The organism is Phyllobacterium sp. 22552, from assembly GCF_052044585.1.
GTDB lineage: Bacteria > Pseudomonadota > Alphaproteobacteria > Rhizobiales > Rhizobiaceae > Phyllobacterium > Phyllobacterium ifriqiyense.
Map to the genome: position 1 here is coordinate 237,259 of NZ_JBQENG010000003.1, position 16,813 is coordinate 254,071.

Sequence of the window (16,813 nt, forward strand, 5' to 3'; positions counted from 1 at the left end):
TCAAACAGCTGTTTTTAGCTGTACCTGCGGCTTGGGGCCGTATCTGAGGCAGAAGGCAAAGGCGGCGACGAATGCAAGCACGCCAGCGCCTACCGAAACATAGAAACCGCGGCTTGCGCCATATTCGTCAATTACCCAGCCTGAAAGGGAAGAGCCTAGCGCCATGCCGATCATGACGCCCGTCATTGCCCATGTGATGCCTTCGGTCAGTTTCGCCGCTGGAACGATACGCTCGATCAGGCCCATGGAGATGATAATGGTTGGGGATACCGCAGCGCCTGCCAGAAAAAGAGCAATAGAGAGGCCGCCAATGCCCTCAACGATGAGCAGGGGCAGCGTCGTCAGCATGGCAAGGCCGATTGCCAGCAGGAACTGTTTTGCCAAAGGCATCTGGAGCTTTAGAGCACCAAAGACGAGGCCAACAATGAGCGAACCTGCGGCGTAGCTCGCAAGCGCAATACCGGCGGCGGCCTTCTGGCCCTGCCCTTCGGCAAAGGCGATGGCGGTGACTTCGGCCGTACCGAACAGCGCTCCGATAGCTGCCAGTGTGATAGCGATAATTTGCAGCGATGGCAGGCGGATTACCGAGGCGTTGTCTGTGCGGTCCTGCGGATGGATGGCGGGTTCAGTGGATTTCTGTGCAACGAACAGTGCACTCCCGACAGCGAGAAGCAAAGTTGCGGCAAGAGGTCCAGCTTGCGGGAAAAGAGCAACACTGAAGCCGATGGCGATGATCGGGCCAACCATATAGATCACCTCGTCAACGACCGACTCAAAGGCAAAGGCTGTGCGCAACTTTGGTGTATCGCGATAAATTTCCGTCCAGCGTGCACGAACGAGTGCCGTCATGCTGGGCATGAAGCCGGCGAGCATGGCGAACAGGAACAATGTCCAGTCGGGGGTGCGGTAGTGAGCGGCCAGCATAAGTCCGGCGAGCGCAGCGATTGTGATAAGGGACGAAATCGGCAGAACGCGGCTTTGACCGAAACGGTCCATAAGACGCGATACCTGCGGCGCAATGAGCGCATTGGACAATGCGAATGTCGCGGAGACTGCGCCGGCAAGCCAATAGGTGCCGTGAGTCTGCGATAGCATGGTGACAATGCCGAGCGTTACCATGCCGAGTGGCAGGCGGGCGATGAACCCGGATGCCGAGAAAGCGACGCTTCCCGGCGCAGCGAAAATTTCTTTATATGGATTGGCCATGAAAGACATCCTTTGTTGAACAGCCGCCATTTACATACGCGACGTATATAAATGAAATAGTTGCATACGCCGCGTATGTCAACTAATATACGTTGCGTATGTGAAAGGAAATTTGATGGCCCATAAGCCGCGCAGTGAAATGATCGTCGAAACCCGAGCAAAACTATTGGCTTCTGCCCGGCACGCCTTTGGTACAGTGGGCTATGCGGACGCATCAATGGACGATTTCACCTCTTCGGCGGGGCTTACCCGCGGGGCGCTCTATCACCATTTTGGAGACAAAAAGGGATTGCTCGAAGCTGTTATCAAACAGATCGATGCGGAGATGAATGATCGCTTGATCAAGGTCAATGAGAAAGCAACCAACCGCTGGCAGGGCTATGTCGATGAATGCGTGGCCTATGTCGAAATGGCGATCGAGCCGGAAATACAGCGTATTGTATTGTTGGATGGGCCTGCCGTTCTGGGCGACCCGGCAAACTGGCCAACAACAAATAGCTGTATTCGCTCCATGACCGACAGCCTGACGCAACTTCGTGATGAAGGGGCGATAAGGGATGTCGAGCCGGAAGCAATGGCCCGCATTCTCAATGGAGCGCTAACCCACGCTTCGCTTTGGGTCGCGAATTCCACAGAGCCGGAAGCCACGTTGCGCAAGGCAGTCAAGGCCATCCGGCAGTTGCTGGATGGATTATTGCCAAAACCCTCAGCGCTCGACAAACACTCTTAAGCGTTCCAAAGCATCATCCCATTGCCGGGAAACGCCATCAAGATAAGCACGAATATCTTTGATCGGCTCCGGCCGGAACGCAAAATGGCTCTCCCGGCCCACCTTGGTGCTGATCACCAATCCAGCGTCCTCAAGAACCTTGAGATGCTTGGTGACAGCCTGACGGGTAATCTGCGCATCCGAAGAAAGGCCCGCAATTGAACGAGTTTGGCCGTCGCTGAGCTTGGTCAGCAGCGACAGGCGGGTTCGATCACCCAAGGCCGCAAATAAAGGTGCGGGATCGGGAAGATGGCTATCGTTCAACATAGGTCTTGATATTCATTATCTGTTCATCCCAACCGCCGTCATTTGAGCGGAGAGCGTCGTCGCGGCGATGGGCGGGCAGGGCGTCAAATCCGGACTCGGTGACGGTCAACCGCGTTCCCTTATCCGAAGGCTGCAAGCGAAACTCGACCAAGGTCGGTGTCTCATCTGAATAATCCACATCGGGATCAATCGCGTGGGGGTGCCACGTAAAACTGAACAGACGAGGCTCGTCCATAGCTTTCACCGTCGCGTGCCACTTCACATGTTCATAGCCCGGATAGGTAATATGGCCAGTGGAAACCTTACCGGGAACAAAGGGCCCATCAAGCTTGACACGAAACCATTCGCCAAATGCGAGATGATCGGTGAGCGCGCGCCAAACCTTTTCGACAGGCGCATTCAGTTCAATGTTCTTTTCAATGCGGTCAGACATTATGCAACCTCCTGGTTGCTTTTAATCTGGCAGATCAAGAAAAGAAATGCAACCAAAAAGTTGCGGTTCTGGTTTGAATAGGCAGATGGGAATTTTCCTGATTAATATGTCTTTAGAGATCGACAGGAAGAACTATGACGAAATTCTATAATGGCAACACGGTTGAATGGAATTGGGGCAATGGTACCGGCAGCGGTAAAATTGTTCATACGTTCACGAGCAAGGTGACGCGGAAAATAAAAGGCGCGGAGGTAACACGCAAAGCTTCCAAGGAAGATCCTGCCTATCTGATCGAACAGGAAAATGGCGACAAGGTTCTCAAAAGCGGGTCGGAACTGAAGCCTGCTGAGTAACAGACAAGGCTCTAAATTGATATGGCAAGGCAACAAACCGAAAATTGGTTTCAAGCTGAACCAAATGACCCTTAGCGCGTTGCCCTTTCACGATAAAAGGGAGAAAACCATGAGCAAGAACATTTCCTATCTGGCAGAGAAGATGCGTGACATCGATATTTGCATGCTGATGACCCATGCCAAAAACGGGGCAATTGCAGGACGCCCCATGAGCAATAATCGTGATGTCGAATATGATGGGGATTCCTACTTTTTCACTTGGGATGACTCTCACATGGTTTCAGATATCCAGGGAAATCCCAAGGTGGCTCTGACTTTTCAAGGTGAAAAGGCTTTTTCCATTTCTCTCGAAGGGAAAGCCGAGATCATCAAAGACAAGAAGAAATTTGAGGAACATTGGACACCGGATCTCGATGATTGGTTCAAGGACGGTGTCGATACAAAAGGAATGGCGATGATAAGGGTTAGCGCTGAGCGCGCTCATTATTGGGATGGCATGGAAGAGGGCGAAATAAAAATCTGATGCTTCCAACAAAAGGCGCTGCCGTAAGCAGCGCCTTTTGTTATGCCATTATCGATCAATCAAGGCGGTGTCACGATCATCCAGGTGAAGACATAGGCCTGTAGCATGACGAGGATGCCAACGAGACAGGCCAGTACAATCGAGTGCTTGAAGACGAAGCGCAGGATTGTTCCTTCATGCCCGTACCAATTGGTCGCCGTGGAGGCGACAACAATGGATTGAGCGTCGATCATCTTGCCCATGACGCCGCCGGATGAATTGGCTGCACCCATGAGGATTGGTGATAGGCCAAGTTGCTCGGAAGTAATTTTCTGCAGATTGCCGAACAGCACATTGGATGCGGTATCGGAGCCTGTGAGCGCCACCCCGAGCCAACCAAGCAACGTGCCGAAGAACGGGTAGAGAACGCCGGTTGTCGCAAAAGCCAGCCCGAGGGTAGCATCTATGCCGGACAGCCGTGTGAGCGTGCCGATTGCCAGCATGGCGGAAATGGTAATGAGTGAATAGGAGCAGAGCTTGAGTGTGCGTCCATAGCTGCGGACAAGCTCGCCCGGCGTATAGCCCATGAGAAAGCCGGAAATGATCGCCGCAATCAACATGCCCGAACCCGTATAAGAGAGCCATGTGAAGGCGAATACGGCTTTTTCCGGTGTCGGCGTTGCGGCAATGGGCGCGACCTTCATGATCTGCTCATTAAGACCGGGTACGGGATAGCTCCAGGTGGCCCACGGGTTGACCATGCCTTTGAACCAGTCAGTGCCCCACACCAAAAGCACGGCGCAGACAATGATCCATGGTGTCAAGGAAGCCCAGACTTCCGCTCTCGTCGGCTCTTTCTTTGTCTGTTTGACCGGCGGTACCTGGCTGGCGGAATCATCGCGGATACGCAAGGCTGTCGATGTCCAGATGACCTTTGGCTGCCAGATGCGCAGGAAGCCAATTAGACAGGCCATCGAAATCAACGAAGCGCCAATATCAACGATCCATGGATTAACATAGTTGGAAATCAGGAATTGCGGGATTGCGAAGGACAGGCCGGTGACTAGAATGGCGGGCCAGACTTCCTTCATACCCTTGTAGCCCGCAAAGGCCCACACTACCCAGAATGGAATAATCACCGAAAAGAATGGCAATTGCCGCCCGACCATCGCGCCGAGCAAAAATGGATCGATCCCCGTCACGCTCGAAAGACCGGCTATCGGGGTACCAAGAGCGCCATAGGCAACAGGAGCGGTATTGGCGATCAACGATAGACCGGATGCCGCGAGCGGCGAGAAACCTAGGCCGATGAGAATGGCCGCCGTGACAGCGACCGGCGTGCCGAAGCCGGATGCGCCTTCAAAAAAGGCCCCGAACGAAAAGGCGATAAGCAGGATTTGCAGGCGCCTGTCGCGCGTCACGCCGCCAATCGTGTTCTGCAAGGTCTCGAAGACACCTTTCTCAACCGTTAGCCGGTAGAGAAAAATGACATTGAGAACGATCCAGCCGATCGGGAAAAAGCCCGTGATGACCCCCAAAAGCGAAGCGCGCAGGGACAGATCAGCAGGCATGGTGAAAATATAGATCGCAACCAGATTGGCAGCGATAAGCGCAATAATCGCGGCCAGATGCACTTTGACCTTGTTTGACGCTATCAGCGCAAGCAGAATGACGACAGGTATAGCTGCGGCAAGCGTCGACAGAACAGCATTGTTGAAGGGATTGTAAACCTGATTCCACATAATGAATGCTCTCCCATCATTAATATATGTGTCAGATTCGCTTAGTAGTTACGCGATCAGGAGATATTGCAAGCGCAACTTGTAAGTCATGGGATGTAGAGGGCATTAATCCACTTGATATTGCACCATGGGCTGCAAATGATGTGGTGTAACGCTATTTAGACGCCAGTTACCTCGCCATGCGACACATCGAAAAACTGCGCACGTCCTTCAAGGCTTTTAAACAGTGCCTGGTCCGTGCCAGTCATGAAAGCCTGACCTCCCAGCTCTTCTATAATGTCAAAGAGCGCCGCCCGGCGCCCTTCATCCAGATGGGCCGCAATCTCATCAAGCAGCAGGATCGGAGCCATCCCTGCAAGTTCGCCAGTAAGTCGGGCATGGGAAAGGATCAATCCTATCAACAGTGCTTTTTGTTCGCCGGTAGAGCAAAGTTCCGCAGGCATGGATTTGGGCCGATGCCGCACGAGCAGGTCGGACCGATGCGGTCCGTCAAGCGTGCGCCCCGCTGCCCGGTCACGCGAGCGGCCATCATGCAGAGCGCGGCGGAATATTTCTTCCACATCCGTCGCGGACTCTATGCCAATGCGCTGTTCCAGCTCGCCCTCAAGCAGGCAGTCCGCCTTGGGGAAGGGGGTGTCGTCAGGCATTCGCTCTATCATGCCATTGATGAGGCGCATCAATTCCGCACGCGCCGCAGCAATAGCGATGCCAAGTTCAGCCATGGGCGTCTCGATCGCATCAAGCCATGAAGCGTTGGCACGCTCCTCTGTAAGCAGGCGGTTACGGCTTCGCATCGACTTTTCATAGTCTAGAACACGCTTGCCGTGGGCGGGGTCGATGGCAAGCACCATGCGATCCAGAAAACGCCGCCTGTCACCGGCAGGGCCGGTAAACAACCCATCCATGGCGGGGACGAGCCAGAGAATGCGTGAATAGTCGAGAAGATCGTCTGCGCTGGTGGCCGTTACGCCATTAACGCGGACGCGGCGGGCCGTATCGCCTGGTGCATTTCCGGCCAAGCCTGTTCCAACATCGACCGTACCTTCGGCTGTGTCGATAGACGCATGAATGGCAAAGCCATCAATTGCATTGTTGCGGGTGACATCGGTATAGGTCGCGCGGCGCAGACCCCGACCTGGAGACAGAAACGAAACAGCTTCAAGCAAATTGGTCTTGCCTGCACCATTTTCGCCCGTCAACACCACATGCGAAGGCGCCAGCCGTAAGGACAAGCTTTCATAATTGCGGAAATTGCTGAGCTTCAGCCTGCTGATCGAAACGCGGGCTGGCTTGCCCGCGTCCATAGGGGGATCATCGGCCATGAGACTGCAAGGTGCAGCTAGACCCGCATCGGCATGAGCACATAAAGCGCATTCTCATCGCCCGTATCACGCACCAATGTTGGTGAGCCAGCATCGGCGAGCATGAAGATCGCTTCGGATCCCGTCAGCTGGGCCGTGATATCGAGGAGATATTTGGCATTAAAACCAATCTCGATAGCATCTGAATCATAGTCTGCCGCCAGCTCGTCAGTGGCACTGCCAGAGTCCGGATTATTAACCGTAAGCGTAACCTGACCTTCGGCGATCGTCAGTTTGACGGCGCGACCGCGTTCGCTCGAAATTGTCGAAACGCGGTCAACGGCGGCGGCGAAGCTCTGCCTGTCAATTGTGAGCTTCTTGTCGTTGCCTGATGGGATAACGCGTTGATAATCCGGGAATGTACCATCGATCAGCTTGGATGTAAGAACAACGGAGCCGATCGTGAAGCGAATTTTGGTTTCCGATAATTCAACGGTCACCACAACATCGGGGTCGTCGACGAGTTTTTGCAATTCAGCCACGGTCTTGCGCGGAATGATGATGCCGGGCATGCCCTCACTACCGGCGGGAGCCTCAAGCTCGGCCCGGGCAAGACGGTGCCCGTCCGTTGCAACAGCGCGGAGCTTCAGTGTGCCGTCGCTTTCAATGGTATGGAAATAGATGCCATTGAGATAATAGCGGGTTTCTTCGGTGGATATTGCAAACTGCGTACGGTCGATCAAGCCTTTGATGGCGCTCGACGGCAGCCGGAATGTATGGGTGAAGGTACCGGCTGTAAGCTCAGGGAAATCCGATTGCGGCAGGCACTGGAGACGAAAGCTTGAGCGACCGGACGTCACGGCCATGGAATTGCCATCCGCATTGGTTGCGAGCATGACTTCCGCACCATCGGGCAATTTGCGGACAATATCGTAAAGCAGATGCGCCGGAACGGTGGTGGCGCCCGCCTGCTCGATCTGTGCCGCAGTCGCTTCGGTCACTTCAAGGTCAAGATCAGTTGCTTTCAGAGCCAGGCTGGCCCCGTCGGCATGGAGAAGAACGTTCGACAGGATCGGAATAGTGTTGCGCCGTTCGACCACGCGGTGGACATGGTTGAGCGACTTCAAAAGGTTGGAACGTTCAAGAGTTACACGCATGATAAACCGGTCTCACTGACTTTTGCCAAACAAGTGTCTGGTGGTGGGGAGGCATTCCCCTTAGGTCAAGCAAATTGGCAGAAAACAGACGTAAAAAGCAAGCCTGCGGGGAGCAACACACGTTCTCGCCGCAGGCTTTCTGTTGATAAGCTGTTGAATGGCGCTGCTTATTGCGCCTGATCGTTGATGAGGCGCTTGAGTAGTTCAAGTTCCTGCGACAGTTTTTGATCCTTGCCGACAATATCCTCGATCTTGCGCACGGCATGGAGCACAGTTGTGTGATCCCGTCCGCCGAAGCGACGACCGATCTCGGGAAGCGAGCGTGGTGTGAGCATCTTTGCCAGATACATGGCAATCTGGCGTGGCTTGACGATGGTCCGCGTGCGCCGGTTCGACAGAAGATCCTGCTTGGAAACATTATAGTGACGCGAAACGATGCGCTGAATTTCTTCGATGCGAATACGCTTGGCTTCACCGCCACGCATCAGGTGGCTCAAAAGCTCGTCAACGCGATCAACCGAAAGATTGGGTTCGAAAGTCTGGCGGAACAGAAGCTGATTGAACGCGCCCTCAAGCTCACGGCCACTACCGGTAACGGAACGTGCGACGTGATCAAGAATTTCCGGCGTGATATCCAGCGACTTGTCCTCCGCCTGCGCAGCCACAAGCCGGCGCTGGAGAATTTCAAGGCGCATTGCATAGTCTGGCGAGATCATTTCGAGCGCGACACCGCCCTGAAGACGCGAACGGACGCGTGGATCAAGCGATTCCAGCTCTGATGGGGGACGGTCAGCCGCAACAACGACCTGCTTGGCGCTGTCGAGCAGCGTATTGATAAGATGGCAGAACTCATGCTGGATCGACTTACCCTGCAGGAACTGCATGTCATCAATGATGAGAAGGTCGATATCGCGCAACTGCTCCTTGAAAGACAGCGCGTTATTGTCGCGAATAGCGGTTGCAAAGCGCCACATGAAATATTCAGCGGTAAGGTAGACAACGCGGGCGCGTTCTGGCCGCTTCAAGGCTTCGGCTGCAATGGCTTGCAGGAGATGGGTCTTGCCGAGGCCAACCGAGGCGTGAATGAAAAGCGGATTGAAGCGGACAGCACTGGCGCCGGCATCCGCTATGGTGCGGGCAGCAGCCAAAGCGACACGGTTTGGTGTGCCGTCGACAAAGGTGTCGAATGTATAGCGGGGATCAAGCGGCGAGCCGAAAACGGCATTTTGCGCACGGTCGGTGAAGTGGGCAGGCGTTTTCTTGTCGGAAGCAAGGTTGCCCACCGGGAATACCGGCTTTTCGCGGGCGAAGCTGGACTTGTCAGAACCGGCGCGATCAGCTCCAGAGGCTTCGCTGCGCAATGCACTTTCATCGCAGGATGGGCGGATAGCGGCCCGGCTTGCGCTACGGAAAACGATCTCGACCTTGAGAACCTGTTCGTCTTCTTCGCGCCATAGCGCTGCAATCATGTCCGCGTAGTGATTGTTGATCCACGACCGGAGAAAAGCTGTGGGGACAGACAGGCGAACGATGCTCTTTGATGTTTCATCCAGCTTCAGGCGGCCAAACCAGCTCGAATAAACTTCGCTTCCCAGTTTTGCTTTCAGTTTGAGTTTCACACGCTCAAAGATCGCTTCGCCTGGACTGGTGGCTATCTCCATAGCTTTCCCCTCACCCATATGGAGCGGGACTATGGCTGCTTTTGCGCCGTTTTCCATTATTCCGCTGTTCATTGTCATTCGCCTCATCCTGAAAGATATGTATCGGGTCTTTTTGTTTTGCCCGTGGTTTTTGCGTGCCGGCTTTCACCGCACAGTAAATCCGGACGTTCAGCTTTGCGAACGGTCCGTTCATTTTAAGCTAGTTGTTAAAGTTTGAAACGCTGACACGCATTTGGAATGAAGACTCGTACTGCGAATTTTCGATCAATGTCACCGTTCTATCCTTCTCAAGTTTTGAGCGCGACAAGACTCACGCCCGGCTCTCGCCAGCGCCGTCAACGCCCTCGTTTAATGAAATGACTCCAAGTCCGCTGGACCTGAGCACTGACAAAAACTACCCGTTACGCAAACTAGAAATCTGCGTTCACAACCAAAATTTTATAAGCCTGTTAATTGGGTTTTTCCCACCCCGTCGATGTCTGGACCTTACAAAAACCTTTGCGGTGAGGGCAAGTGCGAGTCGCGGGATTTTTAATGAAGCAAGGGTTAACGAAATTGCATTTTTTTTAACTGTTGTCGGGGCAAGCGGGAAAAAGTGTTCGGATTCAACGCCTTTTTTAGAGCTCACATTTTGTTGCAGTGCGGAGTCCGACGACCAAAAAAAAATAATAAATATTCGCTTGACAGTAGCTCCAGCCGGAGAATCCGAACCCTCCATTTGATCTATGGAGGCTACCTTCGCTAACTTATTGAAAATAAACGATAAAGAGTGGCTGTCGCTTTCTGTCTCACATTGCTTGTGACAAGCATATGACATTGCATGGGCAAGCCGTATTGTTTTCCTCGGGAAACGAATTTATTCCCAAAAAAACGCCAATAAAAAAACCCGGCTAAGGAATAGCCGGGTTTTCATATGTAAATTTAGAATGGTTTTAAGCAGTCATGCCCTTCAGGCGCGATGACAAGCGCGATACCTTGCGCGAAGCGGTGTTCTTGTGGAAGACACCCTTCGATGCAGCGCGCATTACTTCTGGTTCTACTGCCTTGAAGGCAAGGGCAGCAGCTGCCTGATCGCCACTTGCTACCGCATCTTCGAACTTGCGAAGGAAGGTACGCACGCGCGAACGGCGGGACTTGTTTACTTCGGTGCGGGCTTCGATCTTACGCGCCGCTTTCTTGGCCGAAGGAGTGTTGGCCATGATGCCTCTCTTTTCTGTCAGCTAATCGACAGCTTCAGGCTGTCGTCACAAAATAATAGGGCGGCCAAGGGCCACCGAACGTTGACGGGCTTATAGATGAGGTTTGCTTATGCGTCAACTTGGAATCTGTGGAGAGTTCCCGCAAATTCGCAAGGTCGGCATCGACAGGCTGATCAGAGGGCAAAAAGGGCACTGGATCCGCCTGTCGAGCAATGGTTTTTATCTGTCCTTGAAGTTGGCGGCGCGTTTTTCGGCAAAAGCGGCCATGCCTTCTTTCTGGTCTTCCAGCGCAAACATGGAATGGAACACGCGCCGCTCAAAACGCAGACCTTCAGTCAGCGTCGTCTCATAAGCCCGGTTCACCGTCTCCTTTGTCATCATGACGACAGGCAGGGAGAAAGACGCGATCTTTTGGGCGGCCTTCAGCGCTTCCTCAACAAGTTCATTTGCTGGAACCACGCGGGAAACCAGCCCGCTGCGTTCTGCTTCATTCGCATCCATCATTCGGCCTGTCAGGCACATGTCCATGGCTTTGGATTTGCCAACAAAGCGAGTGAGCCGCTGTGAGCCGCCCATGCCGGGCATCACGCCGAGGGTAATCTCCGGCTGGCCGAATTTGGCCGTATCGGCAGCAATGATGAAATCGCACATCATGGCGAGTTCACAGCCACCGCCCAGCGCATATCCGGCCACAGCTGCAATCATGGGTTTCCGGATAGCGGTAACGCGCTCCCAGCCGCTGAAATAGTCACCCGTATAGGCATCGGCAAACTGCAACGTTTGCATTTCCTTGATATCGGCGCCAGCAGCAAAGGCTTTTTCAGAGCCCGTAATCACGATTGCGCCTATTCGGGCATTGGACTCAAAGAGCTCGAGCGCTGTTGTCAATTCGGCCAGCAAAGCGGAGTTCAACGCATTGAGCGCTTTGGGCCGATTGAGCTGAATAAAACCAACCTTCTCCCGCGTCTCGACGATGATGTTCTCATAGGCCATGAATAAATCTCCTAATGCTGGCAGACAGGACAATAAAATGTTGAACGGCCGCTTTGGACAATGCGCGATATCGTGCCACCGCAGCCATTGCGGGGGCAAGGGGAACCTTCGCGATCATAGACAGAAAACGAGTGCTGGAAATATCCCAGCTCGCCATTGGTCTGTGCATAGTCTTTGAGACTGGAACCGCCTGCCTTGATCGCATCGGCGATAACAGCCCGGACCGATGTCGCGAGCCGATCGGACATGGGCGTCGCTTCGCCGTCCTTGCCCGCAATACTGCCAGCCATGCGCACCGGAGAGAGCTCCGCACGCCACAAGGCTTCACAGACATATATGTTGCCAAGTCCGGCAATGAGCTTCTGGTCAAGCAATGCCGCTTTCAAGGGCGCAGACTTGCCTGCAAAAAGCCTGGCGATGAGGGAACCATCAAGGCGGTTGCCCGTCGGCTCCGTGCCAAGATCTTTGATAAGAGGATGGGCATTGAGTTGGTCCGGCTCGGCAAAAAGCATGAATCCGAACCGTCTCGGATCATTATAGACGACACGGCGGTTAATACCGTCGCCTCCTGCCAGATGCAGGATCACATGATCATGAGCGGAAAGTTTCGAGCGCTCGTGATGGAAGCTGCCGGGAATATCGCTGCCATCCTCCTGCTCAATGCGGTAGGAGCCGGACATGCCAAGATGACTGATAAGGCCAAGGCCATTATCAAGGTGGAATATGAGATATTTTGCCCGCCGCTCCAGCGATGAGATGCGCTGTCCGATCAAACGCCCGGCAAAGTTTTCGGGAAAGGGAAAGCGCAGATCAGGACGCCGCTGCTCCACCTGGCGAATGGTTGCGCCCTCCATTGAGGGTTGCAAGCCGCGCTTTACAGTTTCTACTTCGGGTAATTCAGGCATCGGTGCCCTTCAAAAAGCTTTTACCATGCTTGCCAGCGGCAATACTCAGATGGGCGGCAATCGTCTCGCCAATATCTGCGAAGCTGAGGCGAAGCCCCAACGAGGCATGGGGCAGGCCAGTCCCTGTGCACAGAACCGGAACCCGCTCACGCGTATGATCGGTTCCCTTATAGGTTGGATCACAGCCATGATCAGCCGTCAGGATCATGAGGTCGCCGGGTTTCAGCTTGGCAAGGGCTTCAGGAAGACGACGATCAAACGCCTCAAGCGCGGCCGCATAGCCCGCAACATCACGGCGATGGCCATACAGCATGTCGAAATCGACAAAATTGGTGAAAACCAAGTCGCCATCCTTTGCCTCATCCATTGCTTTCAACGTCTCGTCGAACAGCGCCATATTGCCATTCGCCTTGCGCACATGGCTTACCCCGCGATGGGCATAGATGTCGCCAATCTTGCCGATTGCAAAGACAGTGCGCCCAGCCTCGGTGAGCCTGTCCAAAAGCGTCGGTTCCGGCGGTGGAACGGAGTAGTCACGGCGATTGCCAGTCCGCTCAAATGTGCTTTTGCTTTCCCCCAGAAAGGGTCGCGCTATGACGCGTCCGATATTGAGCGGGTCAACTAGCTCGCGCACGATCTGGCAAAGGTCATAAAGCCGTTGCAGTCCGAAATGTGTTTCGTGAGCGGCGATCTGGATCACGCTATCGGTGGATGTATAGAAGATGGGCTTGCCGGTCCGAATGTGTTCCTCGCCGAACTCATCTATAATATCTGTGCCGGATGCATGTTTGTCTCCAAGAATTCCGGGCAGGCTGGCACGCTGTACAGCCGCGCTGACAAGGCTTGCCGGAAAGGCGGGTATCGTTTGCGGAAAATAACCCCAGTTGAAAGTCACCGGCACACCAGCAATTTCCCAATGGCCGGACGGCGTGTCCTTGCCGTTGGAGACTTCCTGCGCTGCACCCCATAGGCAGGTAAGTTCTAGAGGCTGGGGTGGTAATTGAAAGCCGGAAGCCAGGTGGGCGGCGTGGGCCAGCCCGAGCGCACTGAGGTTAGGTAATGAAAGCGGGCCCGAGCGAAGTCCGGCTTTGTCGCCTCGTCCCGCCTCGCAAGCTTCAGCAATATGGCCATAGGTATTGGAACCCTCGTCGCCAAAGGCTGCGGCATCCGGCGCGCCACCAATGCCAAAACTATCCAGTACAAAAAGAAAAGCGCGAGACATGGCCCACTCCACGAAAGTTTGAGCAGATCTTGTTTTGCTCCAAAAACCACAGATAGGTGAAACGGCGCCCAAAGACAAATTGTGGATACATCATGCCTTTGAGTATGGATTTTTCAGGATCCGGGCAGACGTGCCAAGGCTCCTCGGCGTCGATAATTTTCTCGGATCAGCGATGTGCGGTGGTTCTAGATAAAATTACTAATTGCGCCCTGAGGTACGGTCGACAATCATGCAAGTGGAATGCAACCTTAACGCTATCTCGCCCTTGAAATACTCTTTACAGACTATCTCAGGTTGATCTGATCAAGCGAGATCGGACGAATGGGTTCAAGGGGCAATCTTTAGAAGTTTCAGTTTGAATTAGTATGCTTGCGCATTTACTGAAACTTGGTGGCGCTAAATACCGGTAAAACTACCGAGCATTCTGAGGAATAGCGGTTGCCGTTGTCAGGAAAAAATGGATTTGCGGAAGTAAATTTCGATTTTGGCATAGGATAGGTTCTCGAAAGTTTATTTCTAATGTATACTTAACACGGTTCAAATTATTAAGTATTAAAAGTGCAATAATAAGTTGGAAATGATAAAAATTTAACAATTTGTCACAAATATGGTAAGAATTTGTCAAGAAGTCCCAGATTAAATTCTATTAAAACTTGATGATTTTCATAAAATAGGTATCCGTACGGATAGAGTTGATGGTGAGTGCGGTATATATTTGTGGAGTATGTCAATATACAGACGTTGATTTACTCAGTGCTCACGCTTCAGACAATTCATTCGCCTATAATGCAGATCAAAATAGAATCCTGATTTTCGCAAATCCGATGCCAAGTAAAAGATAGGTTGCGTTTTCTGCCCGGAAGGGTCTTGGCCAAGCTGAAGCATCGCTTGAAAAGTGGAATTCCGGTTTTCGGATGATCTGATGCTAAGACAAAAGGAAAGATTGCCATCTTGCGTCCGTGAGGAGGCCCGGCGATCTAGAGTTTTTGACAGGAGATAAGTGCAGTTCCAACAAACGTGTAGTGTTAGTTAGAATTTGCAAAAGCAAAGAATTGGAGCATTTGCTTGGCTCCATCTTCGCTGGAAACACTTGCAGATAGCCGTTGCTATGGTGCGAGGCGGAATGGAATGGGTGAAGGCGATGCGGACTGTCCCCTTTGAAAGAAGGTGCCATGTTAGTTTACTCTTATGCCCCCGCAGGCAATGGAATCTCGGATCAGGGCTGTTTTGAGGACGTGACGCCAATGACCTCTGTCAAGGGCAAGGTCGCTTGTAGCGGCAACAAGGTTGTTCTTGGTTTTGAACGGATATCGGAGCCCACGCCAAGCAAATCAGAAAATCCGGTGGACTTGGAATTCTCCATCGTTCCACCGATCGAGCCGAAAGTGGACGAAGAGGCCAAGCAGAAGGCCGCCGAAGAAGCCAAGCTGAAGGCGGATGAAGAGGCCAAGTTGAGGGCTGAGGAAGAAGCCAAGTTGAAAGAGACTGTTGTTTCGCTGGTTGAGACTAAGGAGACTTTTGTCGCGCCGGTTGAGCCGAAGGAGACTGTTGCTCCACCAGTTGAGACTAAGGAGACTGTTGCCCCACCGGTCGAGCCAACGGAGACTGTTGCTTCACCGACTGAGCCGAAGGAGACTGTTGCTCCGCCAGTTGAGACTAAGGAGGCTGTTGTTTCTCCGACCGAGCCGAAAGAGACTGTTGCCCCGCCAGTTGAGACTAAGGAGGCTGTTGTTTCGCCGACCGAGCCGAAGGAGACTATTGCTCCACTAGTTGAGACTAAGGAGACTGTCGCGCCACCGGTCGAGCCGAAGGAGGCAGACACTCCTCCTGCAGCTCCGCAAGTGGCTGCCATTCAGCCAACTGAGGTGGCCGCGACTGCTGATTCGATTGCCGGGAAGAAAGCTGAGCGAGTTGAGCTTCAGATTCGTGATTTTGAATTGATTGGCGCAAACAGCGCAAACCAGAAAAGCGTAGGCGGAGCGATCAAGTCGTTGGGCCTTGGCAATGATCTGTTCACGGATCTACTCAGATCATCAAGAAACTCGACCCCCGATTATGATCTGTTGAGTGGTGAAATCCATGCAACACTCGCCGGTGTGCTTATACAGGACAGCCGTTTCATCTCGAATATAGCTGCGAGCCGATTACGTGACGCCTTTGGAGATAACGCCGCTTTGAAGCAGCCACTCGCCTATGGCACTGAAAGCAAGCCGCAAAGTTCGGACGTAGCATTCAAGGCAATCATGGAGCGCGATGCCGCAATGAATACGCGCCTGGCTGTATGGGGGCAGACCTATGGTTCCCGGGCCAATGCGGCAGAAAATGGCAATGCGGACGGTTACAGTCGCACTGTCCGCGGTATCGTGACCGGCCTTGACGGTGCAGTTTCAGACACATGGCGTTTCGGACTTCTGGCGGGGTATAGCACGACGTCTCTGTCGACGCGCAATGGGGTCGCCTCCGTGAACAGCTATCACATGGGAGCCTATGGCGGCACGGAGTGGGATATTGCAGGCAATCCGCTAGGATTACGTTTTGGCGTCAATCTCGGACGTCACGACATCAGCACCGATCGGCAAGCAGAATGGCTTGCAACAGTGGACGGCAACCATGCCATCTATGGAGCGACAACTGTGCAAGGCTTTGGTGAAATCAGCTATGCGATCAACACGTCCTATGGGGTGATTGAGCCCTTTGCAGGGATCAGCCATGTGTATTTGAAGAGTGACGGCTTTGGGGAAGAGGGTGGGCGTACAGCTCTATCCGGGCGGTCAGGAAATTATAATGTTACAACGACAACGCTGGGTCTGAGAGCTTCGCATCACTTCCAGTTAAGCGAGAAGACCACGCTGACCGCTCACGGCATGGTCGGATGGAATCATGCAATGGGAGACGTGACAGTGACGGGGCAGCATGCCTTTGCAGGCGGCGGAAATTTCGCCATCCAAGGCTTGCCGATTGCAAAGGACGCGCTCAATGTTGAAGCTGGAATTGATATCGACATTGGTAAAAATACCCGTCTTGGCATCAAATATACCGGGCAATTTTCACAACAAAGCCGCGATAATGCGGCCAAGGCAAATTTGTCGCTCAGGTTTTGAGT

General features: G+C 53.3%; 15 protein-coding genes. 4 read left to right on the forward strand and 11 right to left on the reverse strand.

Going from position 1 to position 16,813, the window contains the following annotated elements; translation table 11 throughout:
• Positions 1-1,206, reverse strand: a complete 1,206-nt coding sequence (locus ACTJI9_RS08355) for an MFS transporter (RefSeq protein ID WP_115051403.1) — start codon at positions 1,204-1,206, stop codon at positions 1-3.
• A gap of 115 nt (positions 1,207-1,321) precedes the next feature.
• On the opposite strand from ACTJI9_RS08355, the gene ACTJI9_RS08360 reads away from it, so the two are divergent.
• Complete coding sequence (locus ACTJI9_RS08360) at positions 1,322-1,936, forward strand: TetR/AcrR family transcriptional regulator (protein ID WP_115051402.1); 615 nt, start codon at positions 1,322-1,324, stop codon at positions 1,934-1,936.
• Here ACTJI9_RS08360 and ACTJI9_RS08365 read toward each other — a convergent pair.
• Together ACTJI9_RS08365 and ACTJI9_RS08370 are read right to left on the reverse strand one after the other, a co-directional pair.
• Positions 1,913-2,242 carry an ArsR/SmtB family transcription factor gene (locus ACTJI9_RS08365; RefSeq protein WP_307282411.1) on the reverse strand — a complete coding sequence of 110 codons (330 nt, stop codon included), beginning with the start codon at positions 2,240-2,242 and terminating at the stop codon, positions 1,913-1,915. The genes ACTJI9_RS08360 and ACTJI9_RS08365 overlap by 24 nt on opposite strands.
• Positions 2,229-2,675 carry an SRPBCC family protein gene (locus tag ACTJI9_RS08370; protein ID WP_440807206.1) on the reverse strand — a complete coding sequence of 149 codons (447 nt, stop codon included), beginning with the start codon at positions 2,673-2,675 and terminating at the stop codon, positions 2,229-2,231. The genes ACTJI9_RS08365 and ACTJI9_RS08370 overlap by 14 nt, the downstream gene beginning before the upstream one ends.
• A 134-nt stretch (positions 2,676-2,809) precedes the next feature.
• On the opposite strand from ACTJI9_RS08370, the gene ACTJI9_RS08375 reads away from it, so the two are divergent.
• Positions 2,810-3,028: a DUF2945 domain-containing protein gene (locus ACTJI9_RS08375; RefSeq protein WP_307282415.1), complete on the forward strand. Its 219-nt coding sequence runs from the start codon at positions 2,810-2,812 to the stop codon at positions 3,026-3,028.
• Positions 3,029-3,137: 109 nt separating this feature from the next.
• Complete coding sequence (locus ACTJI9_RS08380; RefSeq protein ID WP_307282417.1) at positions 3,138-3,551, forward strand: pyridoxamine 5'-phosphate oxidase family protein; 414 nt, start codon at positions 3,138-3,140, stop codon at positions 3,549-3,551.
• A gap of 59 nt (positions 3,552-3,610) precedes the next feature.
• Here ACTJI9_RS08380 and ACTJI9_RS08385 read toward each other — a convergent pair whose 3' ends face one another.
• The 8 genes from ACTJI9_RS08385 to ACTJI9_RS08420 all read right to left on the reverse strand — a co-directional run bounded on the left by ACTJI9_RS08385 (position 3,611) and on the right by ACTJI9_RS08420 (position 13,710).
• On the reverse strand, positions 3,611-5,272 hold the full coding sequence (locus tag ACTJI9_RS08385) for a lactate permease LctP family transporter (protein WP_115051398.1): 1,662 nt from the start codon (positions 5,270-5,272) through the stop codon (positions 3,611-3,613).
• Between the two features lie 158 nt (positions 5,273-5,430).
• Positions 5,431-6,594 carry a DNA replication/repair protein RecF gene (gene recF, locus ACTJI9_RS08390; RefSeq protein ID WP_115051397.1) on the reverse strand — a complete coding sequence of 388 codons (1,164 nt, stop codon included), beginning with the start codon at positions 6,592-6,594 and terminating at the stop codon, positions 5,431-5,433.
• Between the two features lie 17 nt (positions 6,595-6,611).
• Positions 6,612-7,730, reverse strand: a complete 1,119-nt coding sequence (gene dnaN / locus ACTJI9_RS08395) for a DNA polymerase III subunit beta (RefSeq protein WP_115051396.1) — start codon at positions 7,728-7,730, stop codon at positions 6,612-6,614.
• Between the two features lie 167 nt (positions 7,731-7,897).
• Positions 7,898-9,478, reverse strand: coding sequence for a chromosomal replication initiator protein DnaA (gene dnaA, locus ACTJI9_RS08400; RefSeq protein WP_115051395.1), 1,581 nt, complete (start codon positions 9,476-9,478; stop codon positions 7,898-7,900).
• Between the two features lie 845 nt (positions 9,479-10,323).
• On the reverse strand, positions 10,324-10,590 hold the full coding sequence (gene rpsT, locus ACTJI9_RS08405) for a 30S ribosomal protein S20 (RefSeq protein ID WP_008122492.1): 267 nt from the start codon (positions 10,588-10,590) through the stop codon (positions 10,324-10,326).
• 219 nt (positions 10,591-10,809) lie between these two features.
• Positions 10,810-11,583 (reverse strand): enoyl-CoA hydratase, encoded by a 774-nt coding sequence (locus ACTJI9_RS08410; RefSeq protein WP_115051393.1) that lies wholly within the window; start codon positions 11,581-11,583, stop codon positions 10,810-10,812.
• An 11-nt stretch (positions 11,584-11,594) separates the two neighbouring features.
• Positions 11,595-12,488, reverse strand: a complete 894-nt coding sequence (gene mutM / locus ACTJI9_RS08415) for a bifunctional DNA-formamidopyrimidine glycosylase/DNA-(apurinic or apyrimidinic site) lyase (RefSeq protein ID WP_440807210.1) — start codon at positions 12,486-12,488, stop codon at positions 11,595-11,597.
• Complete coding sequence (locus ACTJI9_RS08420) at positions 12,481-13,710, reverse strand: phosphopentomutase (protein ID WP_440807212.1); 1,230 nt, start codon at positions 13,708-13,710, stop codon at positions 12,481-12,483. The genes mutM and ACTJI9_RS08420 overlap by 8 nt, the downstream gene beginning before the upstream one ends.
• A 1,172-nt stretch (positions 13,711-14,882) precedes the next feature.
• Here ACTJI9_RS08420 and ACTJI9_RS08425 point away from each other — a divergent pair.
• Positions 14,883-16,811 (forward strand): autotransporter domain-containing protein, encoded by a 1,929-nt coding sequence (locus tag ACTJI9_RS08425; RefSeq protein ID WP_440807214.1) that lies wholly within the window; start codon positions 14,883-14,885, stop codon positions 16,809-16,811.
• Positions 16,812-16,813 lie beyond the last annotated feature (2 nt).